Annotated in this window: 16 protein-coding genes and 2 pseudogenes; 15 read left to right on the top strand and 3 right to left on the bottom strand. The window is 72.0% G+C overall.

All coding sequences use genetic code 11. From position 1 onward, the window contains the following. Positions 1 to 54: 54 nt before the first annotated feature. Positions 55 to 855 carry an MFS transporter gene (locus HUV60_RS12525; protein WP_257851179.1) on the bottom strand — a complete coding sequence of 267 codons (801 nt, stop codon included), beginning with the start codon at positions 853 to 855 and terminating at the stop codon, positions 55 to 57. A 418-nt stretch (positions 856 to 1,273) separates the two neighbouring features. On the opposite strand from HUV60_RS12525, the gene purN reads away from it, so the two are divergent. Beyond that, entirely contained in the window at positions 1,274 to 1,912 is a 639-nt protein-coding gene (gene purN, locus HUV60_RS12520; protein WP_257851180.1) for a phosphoribosylglycinamide formyltransferase, read from the top strand. Then, positions 1,909 to 3,471: a bifunctional phosphoribosylaminoimidazolecarboxamide formyltransferase/IMP cyclohydrolase gene (purH, locus tag HUV60_RS12515; RefSeq protein ID WP_257851182.1), complete on the top strand. Its 1,563-nt coding sequence runs from the start codon at positions 1,909 to 1,911 to the stop codon at positions 3,469 to 3,471. The genes purN and purH overlap by 4 nt, the downstream gene beginning before the upstream one ends. Positions 3,472 to 4,144: 673 nt before the next feature. On the opposite strand, the gene HUV60_RS12505 is transcribed toward purH, so the two are convergent. Beyond that, positions 4,145 to 4,753: a hypothetical protein gene (locus HUV60_RS12505; RefSeq protein WP_257851184.1), complete on the bottom strand. Its 609-nt coding sequence runs from the start codon at positions 4,751 to 4,753 to the stop codon at positions 4,145 to 4,147. Between the two features lie 366 nt (positions 4,754 to 5,119). Between HUV60_RS12505 and HUV60_RS12500 the strand changes: the two genes are divergently transcribed. The 12 genes from HUV60_RS12500 (at position 5,120) to HUV60_RS12445 (ending at position 20,989) form a co-directional block, all read left to right on the top strand. Next, the gene (locus tag HUV60_RS12500; RefSeq protein ID WP_257851185.1) at positions 5,120 to 5,974 is read left to right on the top strand and encodes a bifunctional methylenetetrahydrofolate dehydrogenase/methenyltetrahydrofolate cyclohydrolase; all 855 of its coding nucleotides are present in this window, start codon (positions 5,120 to 5,122) and stop codon (positions 5,972 to 5,974) included. Continuing rightward, on the top strand, positions 5,964 to 6,605 hold the full coding sequence (locus tag HUV60_RS12495) for a DUF3017 domain-containing protein (RefSeq protein WP_257851186.1): 642 nt from the start codon (positions 5,964 to 5,966) through the stop codon (positions 6,603 to 6,605). The genes HUV60_RS12500 and HUV60_RS12495 overlap by 11 nt, the downstream gene beginning before the upstream one ends. A gap of 481 nt (positions 6,606 to 7,086) precedes the next feature. Further along, on the top strand, positions 7,087 to 8,193 hold the full coding sequence (locus HUV60_RS12490) for a helix-turn-helix domain-containing protein (protein WP_257851187.1): 1,107 nt from the start codon (positions 7,087 to 7,089) through the stop codon (positions 8,191 to 8,193). Between the two features lie 478 nt (positions 8,194 to 8,671). Continuing rightward, positions 8,672 to 9,661, top strand: coding sequence for a malate dehydrogenase (locus HUV60_RS12485; RefSeq protein WP_257851188.1), 990 nt, complete (start codon positions 8,672 to 8,674; stop codon positions 9,659 to 9,661). Positions 9,662 to 9,912: 251 nt separating this feature from the next. After that, complete coding sequence (locus HUV60_RS12480; RefSeq protein ID WP_257851189.1) at positions 9,913 to 11,721, top strand: hypothetical protein; 1,809 nt, start codon at positions 9,913 to 9,915, stop codon at positions 11,719 to 11,721. Continuing rightward, complete coding sequence (locus HUV60_RS12475; RefSeq protein ID WP_257851190.1) at positions 11,708 to 12,064, top strand: hypothetical protein; 357 nt, start codon at positions 11,708 to 11,710, stop codon at positions 12,062 to 12,064. The genes HUV60_RS12480 and HUV60_RS12475 overlap by 14 nt, the downstream gene beginning before the upstream one ends. A 69-nt stretch (positions 12,065 to 12,133) precedes the next feature. Beyond that, on the top strand, positions 12,134 to 13,168 hold the full coding sequence (locus HUV60_RS12470; RefSeq protein ID WP_257851191.1) for a hypothetical protein: 1,035 nt from the start codon (positions 12,134 to 12,136) through the stop codon (positions 13,166 to 13,168). A 212-nt stretch (positions 13,169 to 13,380) separates the two neighbouring features. Next, positions 13,381 to 14,901 carry an aldehyde dehydrogenase family protein gene (locus HUV60_RS12465; RefSeq protein WP_257851192.1) on the top strand — a complete coding sequence of 507 codons (1,521 nt, stop codon included), beginning with the start codon at positions 13,381 to 13,383 and terminating at the stop codon, positions 14,899 to 14,901. 225 nt (positions 14,902 to 15,126) lie between these two features. Beyond that, positions 15,127 to 16,737, top strand: coding sequence for a GMC family oxidoreductase (locus HUV60_RS12460; RefSeq protein ID WP_257851194.1), 1,611 nt, complete (start codon positions 15,127 to 15,129; stop codon positions 16,735 to 16,737). Next, positions 16,737 to 17,846, top strand: coding sequence for a quaternary amine ABC transporter ATP-binding protein (locus tag HUV60_RS12455; RefSeq protein ID WP_257851195.1), 1,110 nt, complete (start codon positions 16,737 to 16,739; stop codon positions 17,844 to 17,846). The genes HUV60_RS12460 and HUV60_RS12455 overlap by 1 nt, the downstream gene beginning before the upstream one ends. A gap of 64 nt (positions 17,847 to 17,910) precedes the next feature. Continuing rightward, positions 17,911 to 19,929, top strand: coding sequence for an ABC transporter permease (locus HUV60_RS12450; protein WP_443047277.1), 2,019 nt, complete (start codon positions 17,911 to 17,913; stop codon positions 19,927 to 19,929). 97 nt (positions 19,930 to 20,026) lie between these two features. Next, positions 20,027 to 20,989 (top strand): ABC transporter substrate-binding protein, encoded by a 963-nt coding sequence (locus HUV60_RS12445; RefSeq protein ID WP_257851196.1) that lies wholly within the window; start codon positions 20,027 to 20,029, stop codon positions 20,987 to 20,989. 84 nt (positions 20,990 to 21,073) lie between these two features. Here the strand turns inward: HUV60_RS12445 and HUV60_RS12440 are convergent. Next, positions 21,074 to 21,764: pseudogene (locus HUV60_RS12440) on the bottom strand (isocitrate lyase/phosphoenolpyruvate mutase family protein). Between the two features lie 910 nt (positions 21,765 to 22,674). Between HUV60_RS12440 and HUV60_RS12435 the strand changes: the two are divergent. Beyond that, a pseudogene (locus HUV60_RS12435) lies at positions 22,675 to 22,944 on the top strand (hypothetical protein). The last annotated feature ends 27 nt before the right edge of the window (positions 22,945 to 22,971 follow it).

Here is a 22,971-nt window from a genome sequence, read left to right as displayed (position 1 = left end):
GGCAGGAGGCGGCTTCGGGGAGCGGGGAAGCCGGGGCGCGCTGCCGGCCGGCTCTCACTCGGCCGTCCCGAGCAGCTTCTGGAGCTCATCCGGCAGGAGGTCGTTGCAGGACTCCTTGGACTGCTGGGTGAGGGCGTCATTCGTGCACGTGTAGTAATCCTGGTAGACCATCTGTGCCGTGAAACTGACGGCGACCAGGATGAGCGCCAGGGAGGCCGTGACCAGCCCGCTCACCGCCGCCGTGGTCTGCGGACGGCCCTTCTGCGCGGGCGGCGCCGGGGAGTCGGGGTCGGACGCCGCGCGGGGCTTGGCCCGCAGGGCGCTGACGGCCCAGTGCACGGCGAGCGCACCCAGCAGCAGCCCGACGTACGGCCAGCCGAACAGGGCGAAGAAGAAGGCCCACATCCCGGACAGCAGGGAGTAGCGAGCCCGGCGCTGGGCCGGATCGGTGGGATCCCAGCGTGGGCCGGGGCTCCGGGGGGCGCCGGCCCCGCCACCGCCCTGCCCCTCCGGGCCGCGCGGGCGCTCACCGAAGCCGCCGGAGGAACGGCCGGGCTGCCGGTCGCTCCACCGCCCACCCCAGAGGGGACGGCCGCCGTCCCCCTCGCCGCCGCTGTCACCGCCCTCGTCGCCGGGCGGACGCCGGGGCTGCCAGGGCTGGTCGGGAGTCCCCTCCGGCGGCGGCGCGAACGGGTTGTTCTCCTCGGATCCACGGCGCCTGTCGCCGCCGCTGCCTTCGCCCCGGGGCGGCTCGGGCGGCGAGGAGGGGTGCTCCCGCAGCAGCACGGCGCCACGCCCCCCTCCCTGCGCCGACGGCTGGGGGAACGTGAGGAGTCGCAGGCTGCGGTCCGGCATCAAGTGAGCGTCTTCCCCTTAATCAAGTCGATCAAGTCAATCAAGTCGATCAAGTCGATCAACAACTGCTACAGCCACTGCTCGACTGCAGCCGCTGCCAGGCAGGCCGGGACATGTACGGCTGAGCCGGCGCGTGCCCGTCCGCTTTCCGGCCCGGGCGCCTCGCCCTGTGAACGCTTGGTGCACGGGTGGCGTTCCCGGGCGACCGGTCGTTCCCGGACGTTGTGAACCGGCTCTTCCCAGACGCTACCTTCCGGCCACGTACCCGTCCCGTGGGGGCCGCCTCATGTGCCGGTATCGTTGCCGGCGGTCGGCCGCTTCGTAGGCTTCCCCGTATCCGAGGGCGCGAAGCATTCGTATGAATGTACAAAGTGCTGGTCCCCGACCGCACCAGTGCTCCCCGAGAAAGGGCCTCACCGTGGCCGCCAAGCCCGTGGCCGAGCGCGTCAGGCGTCTCGTCGTGCTGGTCTCCGGATCCGGCACCAACCTTCAGGCGCTTCTCGACGAGATCGCCGCCACCGGCGCCGAGGCGTACGGAGCCGGGATCGTGGCCGTCGGCGCCGACCGCGCGGGCATCGAGGGGCTTGCCCGCGCCGAGCGCGCCGGGCTGCCGACCTTCGTGTGCCGGGTCGGGGACCACGCCACCCGGCAGGAGTGGGACGCGGCACTCGCCGAGGCCGTCGCCGCCCACGAGCCCGACCTCGTGGTCTCCGCCGGGTTCATGAAGATCGTGGGCAGGGAGTTCCTCGCGCGCTTCGGCGGGCGGTTCGTCAACACCCATCCTGCCCTGCTGCCCAGTTTCCCCGGAGCCCACGGCGTGCGGGACGCACTCGCGTACGGCGTCAGGGTCACCGGCTGCACCGTCCACTTCGTCGACGACGGCGTCGACACCGGGCCGATCATCGCGCAGGGCGTGGTGGAGGTCCGGGACGAGGACGACGAGAGCGCGCTGCACGAGCGCATCAAGGAAGTCGAGCGAAGGCTGCTCGTCGAGGTCGTGGGGCGGCTCGCCCGCAACGGCTATCGCATTGAGGGACGAAAGGTAGTTATCCAGTGACCGCCGAGAGCAACAAGCGGGCCATCCGACGGGCGCTCGTCAGCGTCTACGACAAGACAGGCCTCGAGGATCTCGCGCGCGGCCTGCACGAGGCCGGCGTGGAGCTCGTCTCCACTGGGTCCACGGCCGGCCGCATCTCCGCCGCCGGCGTGCCGGTCACCAAGGTCGAGGAGCTCACCGGCTTCCCCGAGTGCCTGGACGGCCGCGTCAAGACCCTGCACCCGAAGGTCCACGCCGGCATCCTCGCCGACCTGCGCCTCGACAGCCACCGGCAGCAGCTCGGTGGGCTGGGCGTGGAGCCGTTCGACCTGGTCGTGGTCAACCTCTACCCGTTCCGCGAGACCGTCGCCTCGGGCGCGACGCCCGACGCGTGCGTGGAGCAGATCGACATCGGCGGTCCGTCGATGGTGCGTGCCGCGGCGAAGAACCACCCCTCGGTCGCCGTGGTGACCAGTCCCGCCCGCTACGCCGACGTCCTGTCTGCGGTGAAGGGCGGCGGCTTCGACCTCACCACCCGCAAGCGGCTCGCCGCCGAGGCCTTCCGGCACACCGCCGCGTACGACGTGGCGGTCGCCTCCTGGTTCGCCGCCGAGTACGCCCCGGTCGACGAGTCGCGGTTCCCGGACTTCCTCGGCGCCACGTACGACCGCGCACACACCCTGCGCTACGGCGAGAACCCGCACCAGCCCGCCGCCCTCTACACCTCCGGCACGGGTGGCCTCGCGGAGGCCGAGCAACTGCACGGCAAGGAGATGTCGTACAACAACTACACGGACACGGACGCCGCCCGCCGTGCCGCGTACGACCACAGCGAGCCGTGCGTCGCGATCATCAAGCACGCCAACCCGTGCGGCATCGCGACCGGTGCGGACGTCGCCGAGGCGCACCGCAAGGCGCACGCCTGCGACCCGCTGTCCGCGTTCGGCGGTGTGATCGCGGTCAACCGCCCGGTGTCCAGGGAGATGGCCGAGCAGGTCGCCGAGGTCTTCACCGAGGTCGTCGTCGCGCCGGACTACGAGGAGGGCGCTCTCGAGGCCCTCACCAAGAAGAAGAACATCCGCGTGCTGCGCGCTCCCGAGGCCCCCGCAGCCCCGGTCGAGGTCAAGCCGATCGACGGCGGAGCCCTCCTCCAGGTCACCGACCGCCTCCAGGCCGAGGGCGACGACCCCGCGAACTGGACCCTCGCGAGCGGCGAGGCGCTGTCCGCGGCGGAGCTTGCCGAGCTGGCCTTCGCCTGGCGGGCGTGCCGGGCCGTGAAGTCCAACGCCATCCTGCTCGCCAAGGACGGTGCCTCGGTCGGCGTCGGCATGGGCCAGGTCAACCGGGTCGACTCCGCGAAGCTCGCGGTGGAGCGTGCGGGAGCCGAGCGTGCGGCCGGTTCCTTCGCCGCGTCCGACGCCTTCTTCCCTTTCCCCGACGGCCTGGAGATCCTCACCGGGGCCGGGGTCAGGGCCGTGGTCCAGCCGGGTGGCTCGGTCCGCGACGAGCAGGTCGTCGGAGCCGCGAACAAGGCCGGCGTGACGATGTACTTCACGGGGACGCGCCACTTCTTCCACTGACGGTGAGTGGCCGTGACGCCGACTGCCCGCCAGGGTTCCCGCCCCTCTGCCTGCCTGCCCGCCCGCGCGAGCGGAGGGGGGCGGACGGGCGGAGGGACGCAACCCCGGACGTCTCGGGGTCACTTCCCGGTCGGAGGCGGGTCCTCCTTGAGATAGTGGGCGACGCGGTCTGCGTACGTGCGGTAGGCGGCGGCGAGCGGGACCCGGCCGACGGGTGGGCAAGTGGGGCGTGGGGCGCACCGCGCAGGCAGTCGTGGCGCGGTGCCCCGACCTCCGGCGGCAGGTCGCCGGTCGAGGGGAGGACGATCCGCGGGAACCCGGACGGCACCGGTGCGTCCAGCCGCTCCGGCCGGGCCTCGACGTGCGAGGCCCGGCCGAGGGCGAGGCCTTCGCCCGGGGTGAGCCGGGGCCGTGTGCTGGGGTGTCCTGCGTCCCCCGTGGTCGGCGGAGGCAGGACGATGATGCTGTACAAGGTGCGTCGCCCTCGTCTGACGGCTACCCCGTCAGACGAGGGCGACGCACCGGGGCCGCGTCTCTCCCCCCCGTACGGGTGGGGCACGGCCCCGGTGCGTGACTGGCCGGAAGCGGCGCCGGACGAAACCGGCACAGCAGTGGATCCGGCACAGCGGCGGATCCGGCGCGGCGGCGGAACAGGCGCGGCGGCGGAACAGGCTCAGTACCGGGGCCGGTTGAACCAGTAGCTGCCGTTCCGGTTGGCGCAGAACACGATGATCAGAATCCCGAGGATCAGGCTGATCAGCGCGAAGACGTTGGCTGTGAGCAGGCTGATCACACTGAACAGCGTGACCACCGAGGCGTAGACGATCGCGGAGACACGCACCCCGCCGCGGCCCGTGGCCATCTTCACGGCGGTGAGGATCGCCCAGAACGCGAACCCCAGGACGATCACACCGAGCACGATCATGATGCCCGCGCCGATGTCGCCGACGGTGTTCACGTCGTCCGACGAGAAGTTCGGGTCGGAGGAGAGTTCCTCCTCGAGGTAGTCCGCGAACCAGGCGCTGGCCACCATCATCAGCACGCCGCTGAGGGCCTGGAGCCCGCCGAGCACGAACAGCATCACGCGCGCGGCCTTCACGCTGCCCGGCATGACCGCCGCGGGACCCGGCCCCGGCTGTCCGTAGGACTGCGGGAACTGCGGTGGCGAGGGGTAGCCGTAGCCGGGCTGGCCGGGCGGCGGCTGCTGCGGGTAGCCGTATCCGGGTCCGCCGTGCTGCTGGGGCGGCTGCCCGTAGGGGGTGTTCGGGTCGCCGAAGCTCATGGCGGTTCTTCCTCCGTTGTCGCTTCAGGTGCGGGACACGCGGGGCGCGGTTCGGAGGAAGGTCTACAGATGCGGTCCGTCCCCCCGGTACTGCCCGCGGCACTGTCCGTTCATCGTTCTCGACGCATCTGTCGATTGTCCAGCCGCGGGCAGATTGTGTTGTGCAAGTGCAACATTGCTGATCTTGGCCGGATGACAGGTGGGAAATGACCGGTGAGGGGGCGGGCCGGAGCCGGTGTGTGGGATCGCGAACCTCGCGGTCGCCCGGGGCGCACCCGTGGCGCGGCCCGGGTACGACACCCGTACGGTGCGGCCGGAATGCGGGCGGATTGGAACCAGGGCCCGGTCATCCGCGAGGATGGGGCCATGACCGCCCAGATTCTCGATGGCAAGGCCACCGCAGCAGCGATCAAGTCCGATCTGACCGTCCGCGTGGCGGCGCTGAAGGGGAAGGGCATCACACCCGGCCTCGGCACGATCCTCGTCGGGAACGACCCCGGCAGCCAGAAGTACGTCGCAGGCAAGCACCGGGACTGCGCCCAGGTCGGTATCGCCTCCATCCAGCGGGAGTTGCCCGAAACGGCCACGCAGCAGGAGATCGAGGCGGTCGTCCACGACCTGAACGAGGACCCGGCCTGCACCGGGTACATCGTCCAACTGCCGCTGCCCAGGGGCATCGACGAGAACCGCATCCTCGAACTCATGGACCCGGACAAGGACGCCGACGGCCTCCACCCGATGAACCTCGGCCGCCTGGTCCTGAACGAGCCGGCCCCGCTGCCCTGCACCCCCAACGGTGTCCTCACCCTGCTGCGCCGCTACGGCGTGGAGATCAGGGGTGCCGAGGTCGTCGTCGTCGGCCGTGGCGTGACCATCGGCCGCCCGATGCCGCTGCTGCTGACCCGGCGCAGCGAGAACGCCACCGTGACCCAGTGCCACACCGGCACCCGCGACCTGTCGGCGCATCTCAAGCGCGCGGACATCATCGTCGCCGCCGCCGGCTCCGCCCACCTCGTCCGCCCGGAGGACGTCAAGCCCGGCGCGGCCGTCCTCGACGTCGGCGTCTCCCGTAGCGCCGAGGGCAGGATCGTGGGCGACGTGCACCCGGACGTGGCCGAGGCGGCCGGCTGGATCTCCCCGAACCCCGGCGGTGTCGGCCCGATGACCCGGGCCCAGCTGCTGGTCAACGTGGTCGAGGCGGCGGAGCGCAGTGCCGGCTGACCGCAGTGCCCGAGAGGCAGATGCCAGGGCCCGCGAGACCGGGACCGACTTCGGCGAGACGCACGAGCCGGAGCCGGACCGGGGGTGCAAGCAGAAGCGGGAGCAGGGCCGGGAGAAGGGGCAGGAACGGGAGCCGGTCGAGGGGGCCGCCGTCGAGGAGGCCTCCGGGGGCGTCGCCGACGAGGACATCACGGTCATCGACCCCGTCAGCGCGCCCGACGCCTCCGGGCGGCCACGGCGCGCCACCCGTCGCTTCCCCCTCTTCACCAGGGACACCGCCCGCCCGGAGGGCGGCGGCCGGGCCGCACCCGGCGACGCTCCCGCGCCCGCCCGGCAGTGGCCGATCCTTGCCGTCCTGCTCATGGCCGGTCTCGGCCTGCTGCTGACGGCGCTCGACCTGTTCCGGATCGGCACGCTGCTGATCGGGGCGGCGCTGCTGGTCGGCGGGGCGCTGCGCTGGGCGCTGCCGGGTGTCGGCATGCTCGCCGTACGCTCCCGCTTCACGGACATCGCCACGTACGGGGTGCTGGGTCTGTCGATCGTGCTGCTGGCGCTGATGGCGCAGCCCGGGCCCTGGCTGGAGATCCCGTTCCTGAAGGACACCCTGCACTTCACCGTCAGCAACAGCTGACGCACCCGCTGTCTCGCCCGTCCGGTGAACGGCGGCCCGTCCTCACCCCCGTGAAAGGACGGGCCGCCGCCGGAAGCAACCTTCCTGCACCGTGAACCGGCTGTTCAACGGCTGTCAGGGCGCTGTGGCACGGAAGTGACCGTTCCGCTACGTCCCCCGGATGCCCCGGATCGTCCCGGGGACTTCCGCGAAGCGCCTCCGGAACCCCGGAGGCGTGATAATCATGACGATCCGGGACAAACTGTGATGTCCCACGCGTTGTGCCGGTTCCGTTCGGTCGAAGGGGTTGCCGGTGGGAGACTGGGACACGAGCGAATGAGTGTGCGACGGCGCAAGCCCGCGGCCCCGACGCTCCCGTGCGCCCCACCTCGGAAATTGAGATCCTGTCTGGCGGCATCCATGTGGGTAGCCGGAACGGGGACTCGGCAGAGGCACCACGCGCGGGGAAATACCAGCACGACCGGGGGAAGGTGGGGAATCAATGCCTCGTTGGAAGGCCTTGCCGGATGAACTCGATCCGCAGATCAAGGAGTTCACGAGCCAGCTCAGACGGGTGGTGGACCGCAGTGGCATGAGTGTCGCGTCGGTCTCGGACCGCACGGGATACAGCAAGACGTCCTGGGAGCGTTATCTGAACGGCCGGCTGCTCGCGCCCAAGGGCGCGATCGTGGCGCTGGCCGAGGTGACCGGAACCAATCCGGTGCACCTGACCACGATGTGGGAGCTGGCCGAGCGGGCCTGGAGCCGCTCGGAGATGCGTCACGACATGACAATGGAGGCGATCAGGATCTCGCAGGCGCGTTCCGCGCTGAGCGAGCTCGCCGGTCCGTCGTCGACCGGTGCGGGCGGCCGAGGGCGCAAGGGCGGGGGCGCCGCAGTCCGGCCGGGCGTCGCCGGCCCGGCCGGGGGTCCCCCGCTGGTGCCTGAGCAGCCCACCGCCTCGGACGTCCGTGACGCGTCGGGACCGAACTCCTGGGGCATGGCCGGGTACACCGGACCGTCCCCGTCGGGCGCGCAGGGCGCTCCGCCCCGAAGGGCGGCGGGCCGAGGGACGGCGGGCCGCGGCGGTTCCGGTGGCAGGCGGCGCACGGGAACGTTCCTCGCGGGCGCCGTCTGCGTGCTGGTGGTGATCGCAGCCGCGTTCTACGTCACCGGGCTCGAGAGCGACAAGGAGGGTGAGGCGGTGAAGTCGCCCTCGCCCACGGCCTCCGTCCCCGCGAATCTGCCCGCCGGTGTGGAGTGCAGCGGCGACAGCTGCCACGGCAAGGACGCGGAGAGCATGGGGTGCAGCGGTGACCTCGTGACCACGACGCGGACGGCGACTGTCGGCACCACCCTCGTCGAGGTCCGCTACAGCGAGGTCTGCGGTGCCGCGTGGGGCCGGATCACCCAGGCCGCGCAGGGCGACACGGTCGAGATCTCCGGTGGGAAGAGCAAGCAGAGCGACAGCATCACCGAGGTCGGCGACACGGTCACGTATACCCCGATGATGGCGGTCGGGAAGGCGGCGGACGCCAAGGCGTGCGTACTGCTGGCCTCCGGCGAGGAGGGGTGCACGGAGGAGGCGGTGGCGGGGACCGCGGAGTAGGTCTCCGAAGCGCGCCCGCCGGCCCGCCGGGTACGGGCGCAGGTGGCGCGCGACGGTGGCCCCCCGGGACCGGCGCGGGTCGGCCCCTCCCGGTGAAGTTCGTGGCGCGGGACGGGCATGAGCCGGCGAATGTCAGGCACGTGCATGTGACCCCCACGGGAGTCCGGCAGGATTCGGTCACCCGAACGGCGGCCGCCTCCGTCCCTCTCCCGGGCGGGCGGTCGCCTTTCCCGTGGGTGCGCCGGCGTATCCCTCGGTCACCCTGTGGGACGGGCCACATGGAGCCCGGCCGTCCGCGATCGTGGATGCGCGGTAGCCTGACCGCTGGATCTCTCTTGACGCCAAGAGACCGACCGTCCAGCGGTGATCTCTCCGTACCGGTGATCGATCATCGTGGCGGGCACTGGTCACGAGCCGGACGGGATCCCGTACCCCGGGGCAGGGACGCCCCACCGCCAGCTGTCATACGGAGAACGCCATGACCCGCACCCCCGTGAACGTCACCGTCACCGGCGCGGCCGGCCAGATCGGTTACGCCCTGCTCTTCCGCATCGCCTCCGGCCAGCTGCTCGGCGCGGACGTGCCGGTCAAGCTGCGCCTGCTGGAGATCACCCCCGCGCTCAAGGCGGCCGAGGGCACGGCCATGGAGCTGGACGACTGCGCGTTCCCGCTGCTCCAGGGCATCGACATCTCGGACGACCCGGACGTGGCCTTCGACGGGGCCAACGTCGCCCTTCTCGTGGGCGCCCGCCCGCGCACCAAGGGCATGGAGCGCGGTGACCTCCTGGAGGCCAACGGCGGCATCTTCAAGCCGCAGGGCCAGGCCATCAACGGCCATGCCGCGGACGACATCCGGGTGCTCGTGGTCGGCAACCCGGCCAACACCAACGCGCTCATCGCCCAGGCCGCCGCGCCGGACGTACCGGCCGAGCGCTTCACCGCGATGACCCGCCTGGACCACAACCGCGCGCTGACCCAGCTGGCGAAGAAGACGGGTTCGACGGTCGCCGACATCAAGCGCCTGACCATCTGGGGCAACCACTCCGCCACGCAGTACCCGGACATCTTCCACGCCACCGTCGCCGGCAAGAACGCCGCCGAGGTCGTGAACGACGAGAAGTGGCTGGCCGAGGACTTCATCCCGACCGTCGCCAAGCGCGGCGCCGCGATCATCGAGGCCCGCGGCGCCTCGTCGGCCGCCTCCGCCGCCAACGCGGCCGTCGACCACGTCCACACCTGGGTCAACGGCACCGCGGACGGCGACTGGGTCTCCATGGGCATCCCGTCGGACGGCTCCTACGGCGTCCCGGAGGGCCTGATCTCCTCCTTCCCGGTCACCGTGAAGGACGGGAAGTACGAGATCGTCCAGGGCCTGGAGATCAACGACTTCTCCCGCGCCCGCATCGACGCCTCCGTCAAGGAGCTCGAGGAGGAGCGCGAGGCGGTCCGAGGCCTCGGCCTCATCTGATCCGTCGGTCACGTTCCGGGCCACGGGCCCCGTACCGGGTTCGACCGGTACGGGGCCCGTTCGCGTGTGCGGGCGCGTCCACGTGTGCGGTGGAGCGGTCATGACTCCAGCCCATGGCCAAAGGTTAACGCATCTCACACCATCACACTATTGACAATTCGCTTTGCGTGATGTTGCCGCCCCCTTATGCTGATGCTCCTTCAACTCTTCCGCCACCAAGGACACATGCGCATCCGCATCGGGGGACCGGTATGAGCACTGCCCACGTGCCGCAGCAATCGCACCACACGGACGGCACGGCACCGCCGGACCTCCCGCGCGTCCCGCCCCGTGCCAGCGAGGTGACCAGGCTGCTGTGCGGGGGCGTCAACCTGGACCTCGTCTACCGCGACCGGGTCATCGAAGAGCTGTATCTCCACGAGCAGCGGATCGTGGCCCCCTCGCCGGGTTTCGACGCGGCCCGGGTCCTGGCGCACGCGCTGCGGGCCCAGCGGCGGGCGCTGTGCTGGTCGGCCGCCGTCCTCGGGCTCTGGGCCGTGGGCGTACTGGTGACCGACGGCCTGCTGGCCGTGCTGCTCGTGCCCAGCGTGCTGCTCGGTCTCGTGAGCTGGTTCAAAGGCCGTGACGGGGAGTCGTCCCAGGCCAGGCAGTCCGGCGCCGCCCTGGTGCTCTGGTTCGGACGGCTCTACTTCGCGGTGTGCCTGGCCACCATGGTCGGGGTCGGCTTCGGTGCCGCCACCGGCGGCTCCGGTTCGGATTCCGGTTCCTCGTACGGTTCGTACGATCCCGCCTACGACTCCTACGACTCCTACGACTCCAGTGGTTCGAGCGGCGACGTCTTCGGCCTCGGCGACCTTCCGTTTCCGCTCTTCACCGGCTTTGAGGGGACGTTCGAGCCGTGGCAGGCCTGGACGGCGCTCGTTTTCCTCGTGCTGATCGGACTGTGCGTGGCGGTCCGGCGCGACCAGTTCGCCCGCGTGCTCACCGAGGAGCTGTCGCGGCGGCGATTCCGGGATGTCGCGGAAGACCCCGCGGAACAGGCCGGGGGAGAGCGGTTCGTCCGGCTGAGGGAGCGTATCCGGCAGGAACAGCACGCGCCGCTGGTGATGTACGACGAGGCGAGTCCGTTCCGTGGGGCCGGAATCGGGCGCGACAGCTGGGTGCTGGCCGTCGAACTCCGGCCGGACGAGCAGAAGGGGAACCAGGAGCCGCTCAGCAACCGGGCGATCCTCGACCGGATCCGGCCCTTGATCGAACAACTGCGTGTGCCCGCCGAGAGCGCGGGCTCCGCCGCGCGCGACCGGCTGCGGCATCTGGAGATCGACGAGTGCGTGTTCCTTCCCGTCGACAAGGAACAGACCGACCGCGCGCAGGCCCTGTACACGCCGCAGGAGATCGAGCGGCATCGGCTGCGGGCGGTCGAGGAGGGCGGCGAGGGCCGACGGCACTTCCTGCGCATCCGGGTCGGCGGCTGGGAGGAGGAGCTGATCGTCACGGTCTACGTGCGGGTTCACACGCAGGGGCGGATGCTCATGCTGGAGATCGCCCCGCACGTGATGCCCCCGCTGCAGGAGAGGTTCAAGAACGTCGACCGCGTTCAGCACGAGCTCCGCACCGCCACCGGGTTCGGCAGGACCGTCGCGGCCGCCGTCCAGGTACCCGGCTCCGCGGGCCGCGCGCTGATCGTCCTGTGCCGTGGCCTGGGCCACGGGTGGCGGCTGCTGACCGTCGGCCGGGGCGGTGGGTTGCTCGAAGGCCCCGCTGTCTCGGTGCGTGAACTGGCCGCGGTGAGGGCGGGCTCCACCTTCCAGGACATGGATGTGCGGCGTTACCTGCGCAGCATCCAGGACCGCGTCGGGCACGGGGTGCGGCTCGCGCTCGCCGAAGCCGGCTACGAGACCGGTGAGTTCGTGCAGAAGATCGTGAACATCAGCAATGGCGCGGTCAACATCAACCGCGTCGACGGCTCCACCTTCGCCATCGGTGCGCACGCCCGTGCCGCCGCCACCACCGGCGGCCCCACGCCGGAGAGAGGATCTTCCAGCAATGGCACCCAGTGAGGAAAAGGGCGTCCGCGTGGGCGACGTCTCCCACAGCACCTTCGCTATCGGTAGTCACGCACGCGCGGAGAGTCACCACGGCGTCCCGGCTCCGCGCGACGCAGCCACCGAGGAACTGCTCGCCGCGGTAAGGGAACTGCGGGCCGACCTGTCCCGGCTCCAGAGGAGCGAACAGACCGTACAGCTCGACGCCGCCCTCGCGGAGACCGAGGAGGAGATCGACCGGACCGGTACGGCCGGCGAGAGCCGCCGTCAGCGGCTGCGTGAGGTACTCGCGGACGCCCAGGCCGTCATGGCGCTGCTCGCCTCGGCCGGGGCCGTGGCGGGACTGCTCGGGATGTGACGACGGCAGTATCCGAAAGACGCAGGAGACGCAGGAGACGCAGGAGACACGGGGGAGGAGAAGGAAGCGATGGGTGGGGGACCGCGGTACTGGAACGAGGAGAACCAGCGCTGGGAGGAAGGGGAGGAGGGCACGACGGCGGACGCCGCCGCGGGGGCGTCCGCTCCGGTGATGCCGCCGCCCCCGGACGTCTCGCCCTCGGCCCCCACCCTCACGGGCATCCGGTGGCCGGGCGGCGGTCCCCCGTCGGTGCCCTCCGGGCAGCCCGCACCGGCCTCCTGGTCGTCTCCCGAGCTGCCCCACGGCCCCGCCGGGCCACCCGTCCCGCCCGCGTCCCCGCCACCGGTGCGGCACGGGCTCGACCGGAAGCGGGTATGGGCCGTGGTGGGCGGGGCCGTCGTGGTCGGTGTGGCCGTGGGACTGGCGCTGACCCAGACCCTGGGAGGCGGCGAGGGTGCGGACGGCCGGGAGGACGACAAGGCCGCCTCGGCGAGCGTGTCGCAGCCCACCGGTTCCGGAACCCCCGGACCGCAGGAGCCACCCGCCCCGCGGCAGCCGTCCTTCTCCGCCGAGCAGACCGCGCCGTCCACCCCGGACCCGGATAGCACGGTCCCCGCCGGTTACGACCGGTACACCGACTCCGAGGGCTTCACCATCGCCCGCCCCGAGGGGTGGAGCCGTACCAGCGTGTCCTCCCAGTACGGCATGGACGTGGTCAGCTACCGCAGCCCCGGCAGCGACAGGCGGCTCCAGGTGTTCGAGGTGGCGGAGCCCTCGCCCGACGCGTCGTACGAACTGTTTCTCTCCGACGCCACCCCGAAGGCCCCCGGATTCGAGCAGCTCTCCCTGGAGACGCTGGACGACGGCGTCTTCACCGGCTCCCGGCTGGAGTACCTCGCGGACTCCTTCAGGGGAGAGCCCGACATCGGGACCTGGCACGTCGTCGACCTGCGCTTCCAGGCCGCCGACGGCAAGCTGTACGCGCTCGCCGCCTATGGGGCCGACTCCGACGGTCACGAGGACGAACGTGAGCTGATCCGGACCGCCCTCGCACACTTCTGCCCGCCGGACACCACCTGCGGGACGGCCGTGGACCTCGGCTGAACCGATTGCGTCCGGCGATACGGGGTGATCGCCCTGTTTTATCCCGCGCATCCCGTGACGCTGCGCACTTCCCGCGGCGAATCGCGCATGCATGCCGAGCGCGCGGGCAGGAGCCCTCCCGCTCCATGGGTGACGCCTGTGTGACTCGACCTGTGTCATTCGACCTGTGTCACTCGTGGGCGTTGCACAGGAACGGAAGGCAGTAGGCGATCATGTCGGACACTACAGAGCTTCAGGTGAGCACCTCCATCCACGCGGGAGGCGAGTGGCGGGCGGCCGTCTCCGGGGCCACGCGCGAGATCCTCGACCCCGCGGACGCCCTGCCGTTCGCCGTCGTAGCGGAGGGCGACGAGAAGGACGCCGACCTCGCGGTGGCCGCCGCCCGGCGCGCGTTCGACGAGGGCCCGTGGCCGCACACCCCGGCCGCCGAGCGGGCCGCGCTGCTGCGCCGCGTCGCCGGTCTCCTCGTCCGGGACCGGGAAGAACTCGGCCTGCTGGAGAGCCGGGACGCGGGCAAGACCGTCGAGGAGGGACGCGTCGACATCGACTGTGTCGCCGACGCCTTCCGCTACTTCGCCGACCTGGTCGCCGGTGAGGCCCCCGGCCGGGTCGTCGACGCGGGCTCCGCCGACGTCCACAGCGTCGTCGTGCACGAGCCCGTCGGTGTTTGCGCCATGATCACTCCCTGGAACTATCCGCTGCTCCAGGCCAGCTGGAAGATCGCCCCGGCGCTCGCGGCCGGCAGCACCTTCGTCATCAAGCCCAGCGAGATCACCCCGCTGACCACGGCCGCCCTCATCGGCCTGCTGACCGAGGCGGGCCTGCCCGCCGGTGTCGCCAACATCGTCACCGGCCCCGGCCACACCGTCGGCGCCCGGCTCGCCGAGCACCCCGACGTCGACATGGTCTCCTTCACCGGCGGACTGGTCAGCGGCACCAAGGTCGCCGAGGCCGCCGCGCCGACCGTGAAGAAGGTCGCCCTCGAACTCGGCGGCAAGAACCCCAACGTGGTCTTCGCCGACTCCTGCGCCACCGGGGAAGGCTTCGACACCGCCGTAGACCAGGCGCTCAACGCGGCCTTCATCCACAGCGGCCAGGTCTGCTCGGCGGGCGCGCGGCTCATCGTCGAGGAGTCGGTCCGCGACCGCTTCGTCACCGAACTCGTCCGCCGCGCCGAGCGGATCAGGCTCGGCCGGGGCACCGCGGACGGCGTCGAGTGCGGCCCGCTGGTCTCCGAGCAGCAGCGCGACAGGATCGAGGCGTATGTCGCCTCCGCGTTGAAGGAAGGCGCGGTGCTGCGTTCCGGCGGAAAGCGTCCCGAGCCGTCCGCGGAGCGGCCCGGGGCCGGTTACTTCTACGAGCCGACCGTCCTCGACCACTGCCACCGCGAGATGCGGGTGGTGCGCGAGGAGGTGTTCGGGCCGGTCCTCACCGTCGAGACCTTCCGCACCGAGGACGAGGCCGTCGCCCTTGCCAACGACACCGAGTACGGGCTGGCCGGCGCCGTCTGGACCGCCGACGCGGGCCGCGCCCGGCGGGTGGCCGGACGGCTGCGCCACGGCACTGTGTGGATCAACGACTTCCACCCCTACCTCCCGCAGGCCGAGTGGGGCGGATTCGGCAAGAGCGGAGTGGGCCGTGAACTCGGCCCGGCGGGTCTCGCCGAGTACCGCGAGACCAAGCACATCTACCAGAACCTCGCGCCGAAGCCGGTGCGCTGGTTCGCCGGCTGAGGCCGCCACCACCGGGCGGCCCGCACGGCGAACGCGGAACCGTGGGGAGAAGCGGTCCCCCCCCGCCTCTCCCCGGAACCCGCGGCATCCGCGGTCCCCGGGGCGCGCGGCACCGGCGTGCCCGGCGCGCCAGGGGCAGCGGAAGCACCCGCCCCACCGCTTCGAGCCGCACTCCGAACAGCTCATCGCACAGTCCGCCCCGACCCCCCGGAGGAGCAACAGCCCATGCCAGAGCGCATCCACGAGCACGTGCACGAACACCGCCACGGACCCGGCCCGGGGCACGGCCGGGACGCCGTCCGTGAACACACGTACGACTACGTCGTCATCGGCGGCGGCACCGCGGGGTCCGTCATCGCCTCCCGGCTGACGGAGAACCCGGACGTCACCGTCGCGGTCATCGAGGGCGGCCCCAGCGACGTGGGCCGCGACGACGTGCTGACCCTGCGCCGCTGGACGGGGCTGCTCGGCGGCGAACTGGACTACGACTACCCCGTCACCGAGCAGCCACGCGGCAACTCGCACATCCGGCACAGCCGGGCCCGCGTCCTCGGGGGATGCTCCTCGCACAACACCCTCATCGCCTTCAAGCCGCTCCCGTCCGACTGGGACGAGTGGGAGCAGGCCGGCGCCGAGGGGTGGGGCGCGGTGCAGATGGAGGCGTACTACGCCCGGCTCGAGAACAACATCGTCCCGGTCGACGAGAAGGACCGGAACGCCATCGCCCGTGACTTCGTCGACGCCGCCCAGAGCGCGCTCGGCGTGCCGCGCGTCGAGGGCTTCAACAAGAAGCCGTTCAACGACGGCGTCGGCTTCTTCGACCTCGCCTACCACCCGGAGAACAATCAGCGCTCCTCGGCGTCGGTCGCCTATCTGCACCCGGTGATGGACGAGCGCCCCAATCTGACGCTCCTGCTGGAGACCTGGGCGTACCGGCTGGAGCTGAAAGACACGCGCGCCGAGGGCGTCCACGTCCGCACCAAGGACGGCGAGGAGATCCTCGTCCGGGCCCGCAGCGAGGTCCTGCTGTGCGCCGGCGCCGTCGACTCGCCCCGGCTGCTGCTGCACTCCGGCATCGGTCCGAAGGCCGACCTGGAGGCGCTCGGCATACCCGTGGCGCACGACCTTCCCGGTGTCGGCGAGAACCTGCTCGACCACCCCGAGTCGGTGATCGTCTGGGAGACGGACGGACCCATCCCGGACAACTCCGCGATGGACTCCGACGCCGGCCTCTTCGTGCGCCGCGACCCCGGACACGCGGGCCCCGACCTGATGTTCCACTTCTACCAGATCCCGTTCACGGACAATCCGGAGCGCCTCGGCTACCGGCGGCCGGAGTCCGGCGTCTCGATGACCCCGAACATCCCCAAGCCGAAGAGCCGCGGCCGACTCCACCTGACCAGCGCCGACCCGGAGGTCAAGCCCGCGCTGGACTTCCGCTACTTCACCGACGCGGACGACTACGACGCACGCACCCTCGTCGACGGCATCCGCGTCGCCCGCGAGATCGCGCAGACCGAACCGCTGGCCCACTGGCTCAAGCGCGAGGTGGCCCCCGGCCCCGACGTCACCGGTGACGAGGAGCTGAGCGAGTACGCCCGCAAGGTCGCGCACACCGTCTACCACCCTGCGGGCACCTGCCGGATGGGGGCAGCGACCGACGAACAGGCGGTGGTCGACCCCGCGTTGCGGGTCCGCGGGCTGCAGGGCATCCGGATCGCGGACGCCTCCGTCTTCCCGACCATGACCGCCGTGAACCCCATGATCGGCGTGCTGATGGTGGGCGAGAAGGCGGCCGAACTGCTGGCCGAGGCCAACGAAGGGAACCACGCCTGATGAGTAGCACCGCCACACCGGAAAAGCCCCGGCCCGGTACGCAGACCCCGCCCGCGGACCCGTCCGGGCAGCCGCCCGTCTTCGGCGTGCGCAACCTGTGGAAGGTCTTCGGCCCGAAGGCCGAGCGCATTCCCGCCGATCCGGAGACCGCGGGCCTCACCCAGTCCGAACTGCGCACCCGCACCGGCTGCACCGCGGCCGTCCGGGACGTCTCCTTCGACGTGCGCAAGGGCGAGGTCTTCGTCGTCATGGGCCTGTCCGGCTCCGGCAAGTCCACCCTCGTACGCTGCCTGACCCGGCTCATCGAGCCGACCTCGGGTTCCCTGGAGATCGACGGCGAGGACGTCCTCGCCATGGACCGCAGCCGGCTGCGCGAGCTGCGCAGGCACCGCGCGGCCATGGTGTTCCAGCACTTCGGTCTGCTGCCGCACCGCTCCGTCCTGGACAACATCGCCTACGGCCTGGAGATCCAGGGCATGCCCAGGGCAGAACGGCGGGCCCGGGCCGAGGAGATGGTCCACAAGGTCGGCCTCGACGGCCTGGAGCTGCGCCGCCCCGGCCAGCTCTCCGGCGGTCAGCAGCAGCGCGTGGGCCTGGCACGGGCGCTCGCCTCCGACCCCGAGGTGCTGCTCTTCGACGAGCCGTTCAGCGCCCTCGACCCGCTGATCCGGCGGGACATGCAGGAGGAGGTCATCCGGCTGCACCACGAGGAGGGCCGCACCATGGTCTTCATCACCCACGACCTCAGTGAGGCGCTCCGGGTCGGCGACCGCATCGCACTGATGCGGGACGGCGAGATCGTGCAGCTCGGCACTCCCGAGCAGATCGTCGGCTCGCCCGCCGACGACTACGTCCGCGACTTCGTCCGCGACGTGCCGCGCGAGCAGGTCATGACCGTGCGCACCGCGATGCGGCCGGGCGGCTGCGGCGGCTCCGAGCATCCCGGCTCCCTCACCCCCGGCATGATCGTCGTCGAGGCCATCGAGACCGTCGCCCGCAGCGGCCGTGCCGCGTGCGTGGTGCAGGACGGCGCGTGCCTGGGTCAGGTCGACCAGGTGGACCTGCTGCGGGTCGTCGCCGGACTGGACCGCGAGGAGGTGGCCGCATGACCTCCCGTCCCCACATAGCCCGTACGGCCACCGGCGCCGTCCCTCATAGCCGGGGGTGGACCGCGTGAGCGCCGTCATCACGCCCGCCCCGCCGACGAAGCCGACCGAACAGTCCGGGGAACGCGCGTCCGCCGAGCGGCGCACCCCGCTGCGACACCCCGTGGTGCGCCGCCTGCTGCCGCTGGCCGTCGCCGCCGCCGTGCTCGTCCCGTTCGCAGCCCTGCTGTGGGGCAGCGGAACCTGGCCGTCCGAGCTGACCGTGGACATCCGGACGCCCCTGGACGACGCCTACACCTGGGTCGTGAACAACCGGGAGACCAACCCGGTCTTCCTCTACTTCCTGCTGCACCTGAGCAACTGGTCCGACGGCTCCGTGAGCTGGATGACGGACCTGCTGGAGTCCCTCGGCTGGTTCCCGGTGGTCGTGACCGCCGTGCTGCTGTCCTGGAGGGCGGGCGGACTGCGCGACAAGCGCGGACCGAAGCTCGCCGGCGTCACGCTCGCCGCCTTCGCGGTGTGCGGCGTGCTCGGCATGTGGGAAGCCACCATGGAGACCCTGGCGCTGATGGCGGTCGCGGTCACCGTATCGGCCCTGATCGGCGCGGTGCTGGGGCTGGGCGCCGGGCTGTCGGACCGCTTCGAGCGGATCCTGCGGCCGGTCCTGGACACGATGCAGATCATGCCGGCGTTCGCCTATCTGCTGCCGCTGGTGCTGCTGTTCGACATCGGCGTGCCGTCCGCCCTGATCGCGACGGTCATCTACGCGGCCCCGCCGATGGCCCGGCTGACCGCACTCGGTCTGCGGGGTGCCGACCCGTCCGTCATGGAGGCCGCGAAGTCGCTGGGCACCAGCCCGTCGCAGCGGCTGCTGACGGCCCGGCTGCCGCTGGCCCGCAAGGAGATCCTGCTCGGCCTGAACCAGACGATCATGATGGCGCTGTCGATGGTCACCATCGCCTCCGTGATCGGCGCCGGCGGCCTCGGCGAGGAGGTGTTCCGCGCACTGTCCACCGTCGACGTCGGCGGGGCGCTCGCCGCGGGCATCCCGATCGTGCTGCTGGCCATCTGGCTGGACCGCACCACCGCGGTCGCCGGGGAGCGGCTGAGTGAGGGCGCGGCTCCGGCCGGCTCCTCCTGGCTGCACGGGTGGCGCGCCTGGGCCGTGGCCGCCGGCTCCGGTGCGGCGCTGGGCACGGCCGGATGGCTGCTGCTGATCGCCGAGTGGCCCGGGACCTGGACCGTCAACATCGCCCCGCCCGTCAACGACGCCGTCGGCTGGTTCACCGGCCACCTGGCCGAGGGCGTGCCCGTGCTGGGCGGCACCCGGACCTGGGCGGACGGCTTCACCATCTGGGTGCTCGACCCGCTCCGGGACGGCCTGACCGCCATGCCGTGGTGGCTGCTGGTGCTGCTGGCCGCGGCCCTGGCCCTGCTCGCGGGCGGCTGGGGCGCGATGTGCACGGCGGCCGTGGCGATGGCCGGCGTCGGCGTCATCGGTGTGTGGGCCACCTCCCTGGACACCCTGTCGCAGGCGATCGCGGGCGTCGCCGTCACGCTCGCGCTCGGCTTCCTGATCGGTGTGGTGGCGGCCCGGGTGCCGCTGCTGAACCGCCTGCTGCGGCCGGTGCTGGACACCATGCAGACCCTGCCGCAGTTCATCTACCTGATCCCGGTGGTGGCCCTGTTCAACGTGGGCCGCTCCGCCGCCGTCGCCGCGGCCGTGCTGTACGCGCTGCCCGCCGTCGTACGGATCACGGCGCAGGGCCTGACCCAGGTCGACGCCGCGACGCTGGAGGCGGCCCGTTCCATGGGCGCGAGCTCCTTCCAGCAGATCCGCCAGGTGCAGGTACCGCTGGCCCGGCCCGCGCTGATGCTCGCCCTCAACCAGGGCGTGGTGCTGGTGCTGGCCATGGTGATCGTCGGCGGCTTCGTCGGCTCCGGTGCCCTCGGCTACGACGTCGTCTACGGCCTGCAGAAGAGCGAGCTCGGCGTCGGACTCGGCGCCGGTGTGGCGATCGTGCTGCTGGGCCTGGTCCTGGACCGCACCACACAGCGCCCGGGCAAGCAGGCCGGTACCCGCTAGCCCGCCGTTCCCGGGACCCGGCCACCCGCCCGTACCCGGCCCTCAAGTTCCCCCCGCAGGGAAACCCCTGCCTGTTCCAACCGAGAGAGACACGCACATGAAGAGCAGAAAGAACCTCCTGCGCGCCGCGACCGCCACGGCCGCCGTCCTCGCCGTCACCGGCCTGAGCGCGTGCGGTGCCGCCAAGACCGACTCCTCCTCCGCCTCGGGCAGCTCCGACACGGTCACCATCGCCGTCCCGTCGTGGGTCGGCGCCGAGGCCAACGGGGCTGTGGCCAAGTACATCCTGGAGAACGAGCTCGACACCGAGGTAGAGCTGACCCAGCTCGACGAGTCGGTCGCCCTCGACGGGCTCAACAGCGGCAAGGTCGACGCCGTGCTCGAGGACTGGGGCGGCGCTCCGGACAAGATCGAGCGGTACGTCGAGGACAGGAAGTCCGTCGTCGAGGGCGGCGACCTCGGCGTCACCGGCCACATCGGCTGGTTCGTGCCGAAGTACCTCGTGGACGAGCACCCGGACATCACGGACTGGAAGAACCTCAACAAGTACAGCGATCTCTTCCGCACCGCGGAGAGCGGCGACAAGGGCCAGCTGCTCGAGGGCTCGCCGTCGTACACCACCAACGACGACGCGATCATCAAGAACCTCGATCTGGACTTCAAGACGGTGTACGCCGGCTCCGAGGCCGCGCAGATCACGCAGATCAAGGAGGACTACAAGGCCAAGAAGCCGTTCATCACCTACTGGTGGACGCCGCAGTGGCTGAACGCGCAGGTCGACATGGTCGAGGTGCAGCTGCCCGAGTACAAGGAGGGCTGCGACGCCGACCCGAAGAAGGTCGCCTGCGGTTACGCCCAGACGCCTCTGCAGAAGTACTTCAACGCCGACTTCGCCAAGGACGGCGGGGAGGCGGCCCAGTTCCTGAAGAACTTCAACTGGACCGCCGAGCAGCAGAACGAGGTCGCCGTGATGATCGCGGACAAGAAGATGAGTTCCACGAAGGCGGCCGAGACCTGGGTCAAGGCCAACGAGGACGTCTGGAAGGCTTGGCTGGCCTGACCGAAGCCCTCACCGCCGCACGGGGTGACCGTGCCTCTGGTGATGTGGCCAGGAGGGTTCACCGGCTCCGGCAGACCCTTCCGGTCACAGCACCAGAGGCCCTCCAGGGGCGAGTCCGGCCGTGATGCCGGCCGGTGCCCGTGCGGCCCAACGTTGCAGGCCCGGGCCGAAGGCGACGCGTGTGGCCCCGAGTTCGCCGAGCGCGGTGGGCGAGGGGCCTTCGCCGTCCAGGCGCGCGAACACGTTGACGGGCCCCTGGATCCCGCCCGCAGCAGGGGCAGTACGTCCGGCGGGGCGCCGATCGGATACACGCGGTCGGCGCCGGCCGCGACGCGTGCGGCAGTCCGCTCGACGGCCGCTCCCGGACCGGGGACTCCGCAGAGGAAGGTGTCGACGCGGGTGTTGCCGAAGAGCAGCCCGCCCGAGGCGGCGCGCACCTCGGCGAGCCGGTCGGCGTGCCGCCGCGGGTCCTGGAGGACGCCCCGCCCGGAGTCCTCCAGGACGCAGCCCAGGCGTCCGCCTCCAGCAGCTGCTCCACCGGCTCCTTCGGCGCCGGCCCGTACCCGCCCTCGACGCCCGCCGACACGGGCACGTCCACGGCCCGCACGATGCGCCGCGACCGCCACGGCCCGCACGATGCGCCGCGACCGCCGCGGCCCGCACGATGCGCCGCGACCGCCGCGGCCCGCACGATGCGCCGCGACCGCCGCGGCCCGCACGATGCGCCGCGACCGCCGCGGCCCGCACGATGCGCCGCGACCGCCGCGGCCCGCACGATGCGCCGCGACCGCCACGGCCCGCGCGATCCGCCGCGACCGCCGCGGCCCGCGCGATGCGCCGCGACCGCCGCGGCCCGCGCGATCCGCCGCGACCGCCGCGGCCCGCGCGATCCGCCGCGACCGCCGCGGCCCGCGCGATCCGCCGCGACCGCCGCGGCCCGCACGATGCGCCGCGACCGCCGCGGCCCGCACGATGCGCCGCGACCGCCGCGGCCCGCACGATGCGCCGCGACCGCCACGGCCCGCGCGATCCGCCGCGACCGCCGCGGCCCGCGCGATGCGCCGCGACCGCCGCGACCGCCGCGACCGTCTCGTCGGCCGGGGTCGCCCCGTCCTCACACCCGAGGGACGCCGACACCCCCGCATCGGAGTGCATGTCCAGGCAGAAGGCGCAGTGGTTGCGCGGCCGGGCTGCACGCGGTGCTCCGACTGCCGCCGGGCACCGAGCAGCCGGTCGTCCGGGCGGCCGACTGGCAGGGCCTCGCGGTCAAGGGCCTGGCGTACTTTCGCCGCCCCGCCGCCGAAGCCGCCCCCGGACGGACTGGTCGTCCGCTACGGCACCCCGCCGGACCACGCCTGGACGGCGCCCCTGGACGTCTTGTGCCGGGCTCTCCCCCGAGGGCTCTCCCGGCAGTCCTTCGCCGACGGGCCGCCGTGCCAAGCGCGCACACCATCCCAAAGGCCCCGAAACAGGGGGCGGTCGAGCCCGTGGCCAAGGGCCCCTGCCCACGCCTGCCGGCCGGTGCCTAGGCTGTCCGCCGCGAGCCGGGGAGCACGACGGACCGGCAGCGGCGACGCGGCACACACGGGGGAGCGGAGAAGACGGCGCAGAGGGCAGCCCGGAAGACGGAGCAGAAGGCCCGGACCCGGCGGCGGCTGCGGTCCGGCACGGTGATGCTCGGCGGTATGGGGGTTCTCGCGGCGGCCCTGTCCGCGTGCGGTTCGGATCCGGACCGCCGCTGAGTGGACCGGGAGAGTTACGACCACCTCGACGGCTACAAGGTCGTCGCCGACCAGAACTGCACGACGACCTCCGGTTCCCTCAGCAAGGGAGCCGACGTCGGCTGGTACTACGACGCCGACGTCAGCGCCGGCTGGGCCGACGACGGCACCTTCAGCCGGAGCGAGGCCGTCGACCGGCACGGCTTCGGCTCGTCCTCCGGCAGCGGCGGCTGAACACCCCGTCGAGCCAAGGAGCGAAGG

Source organism: Streptomyces sp. KMM 9044, from assembly GCF_024701375.2.
In the GTDB taxonomy this organism is placed as follows: Bacteria; Actinomycetota; Actinomycetes; order Streptomycetales; family Streptomycetaceae; genus Streptomyces.
The sequence above is the reverse complement of the archived record's forward strand: the minus strand, read 5'-3'. Positions and strand labels throughout refer to the sequence as shown.

Coding starts and splice junctions, on each gene's coding strand:
- HUV60_RS12525 (WP_257851179.1), bottom strand. CDS start 855: ATGCCGGACCGCAGCCTGCGACTCCTCACGTTCCCCCAGCCGTCGGCG.
- HUV60_RS12505 (WP_257851184.1), bottom strand. CDS start 4,753: ATGAGCTTCGGCGACCCGAACACCCCCTACGGGCAGCCGCCCCAGCAG.
- HUV60_RS12500 (WP_257851185.1), top strand. CDS start 5,120: ATGACCGCCCAGATTCTCGATGGCAAGGCCACCGCAGCAGCGATCAAG.
- HUV60_RS12490 (WP_257851187.1), top strand. CDS start 7,087: ATGCCTCGTTGGAAGGCCTTGCCGGATGAACTCGATCCGCAGATCAAG.
- HUV60_RS12485 (WP_257851188.1), top strand. CDS start 8,672: ATGACCCGCACCCCCGTGAACGTCACCGTCACCGGCGCGGCCGGCCAG.
- HUV60_RS12480 (WP_257851189.1), top strand. CDS start 9,913: ATGAGCACTGCCCACGTGCCGCAGCAATCGCACCACACGGACGGCACG.
- HUV60_RS12475 (WP_257851190.1), top strand. CDS start 11,708: ATGGCACCCAGTGAGGAAAAGGGCGTCCGCGTGGGCGACGTCTCCCAC.
- HUV60_RS12470 (WP_257851191.1), top strand. CDS start 12,134: ATGGGTGGGGGACCGCGGTACTGGAACGAGGAGAACCAGCGCTGGGAG.
- HUV60_RS12465 (WP_257851192.1), top strand. CDS start 13,381: ATGTCGGACACTACAGAGCTTCAGGTGAGCACCTCCATCCACGCGGGA.
- HUV60_RS12460 (WP_257851194.1), top strand. CDS start 15,127: ATGCCAGAGCGCATCCACGAGCACGTGCACGAACACCGCCACGGACCC.
- HUV60_RS12455 (WP_257851195.1), top strand. CDS start 16,737: ATGAGTAGCACCGCCACACCGGAAAAGCCCCGGCCCGGTACGCAGACC.
- HUV60_RS12445 (WP_257851196.1), top strand. CDS start 20,027: ATGAAGAGCAGAAAGAACCTCCTGCGCGCCGCGACCGCCACGGCCGCC.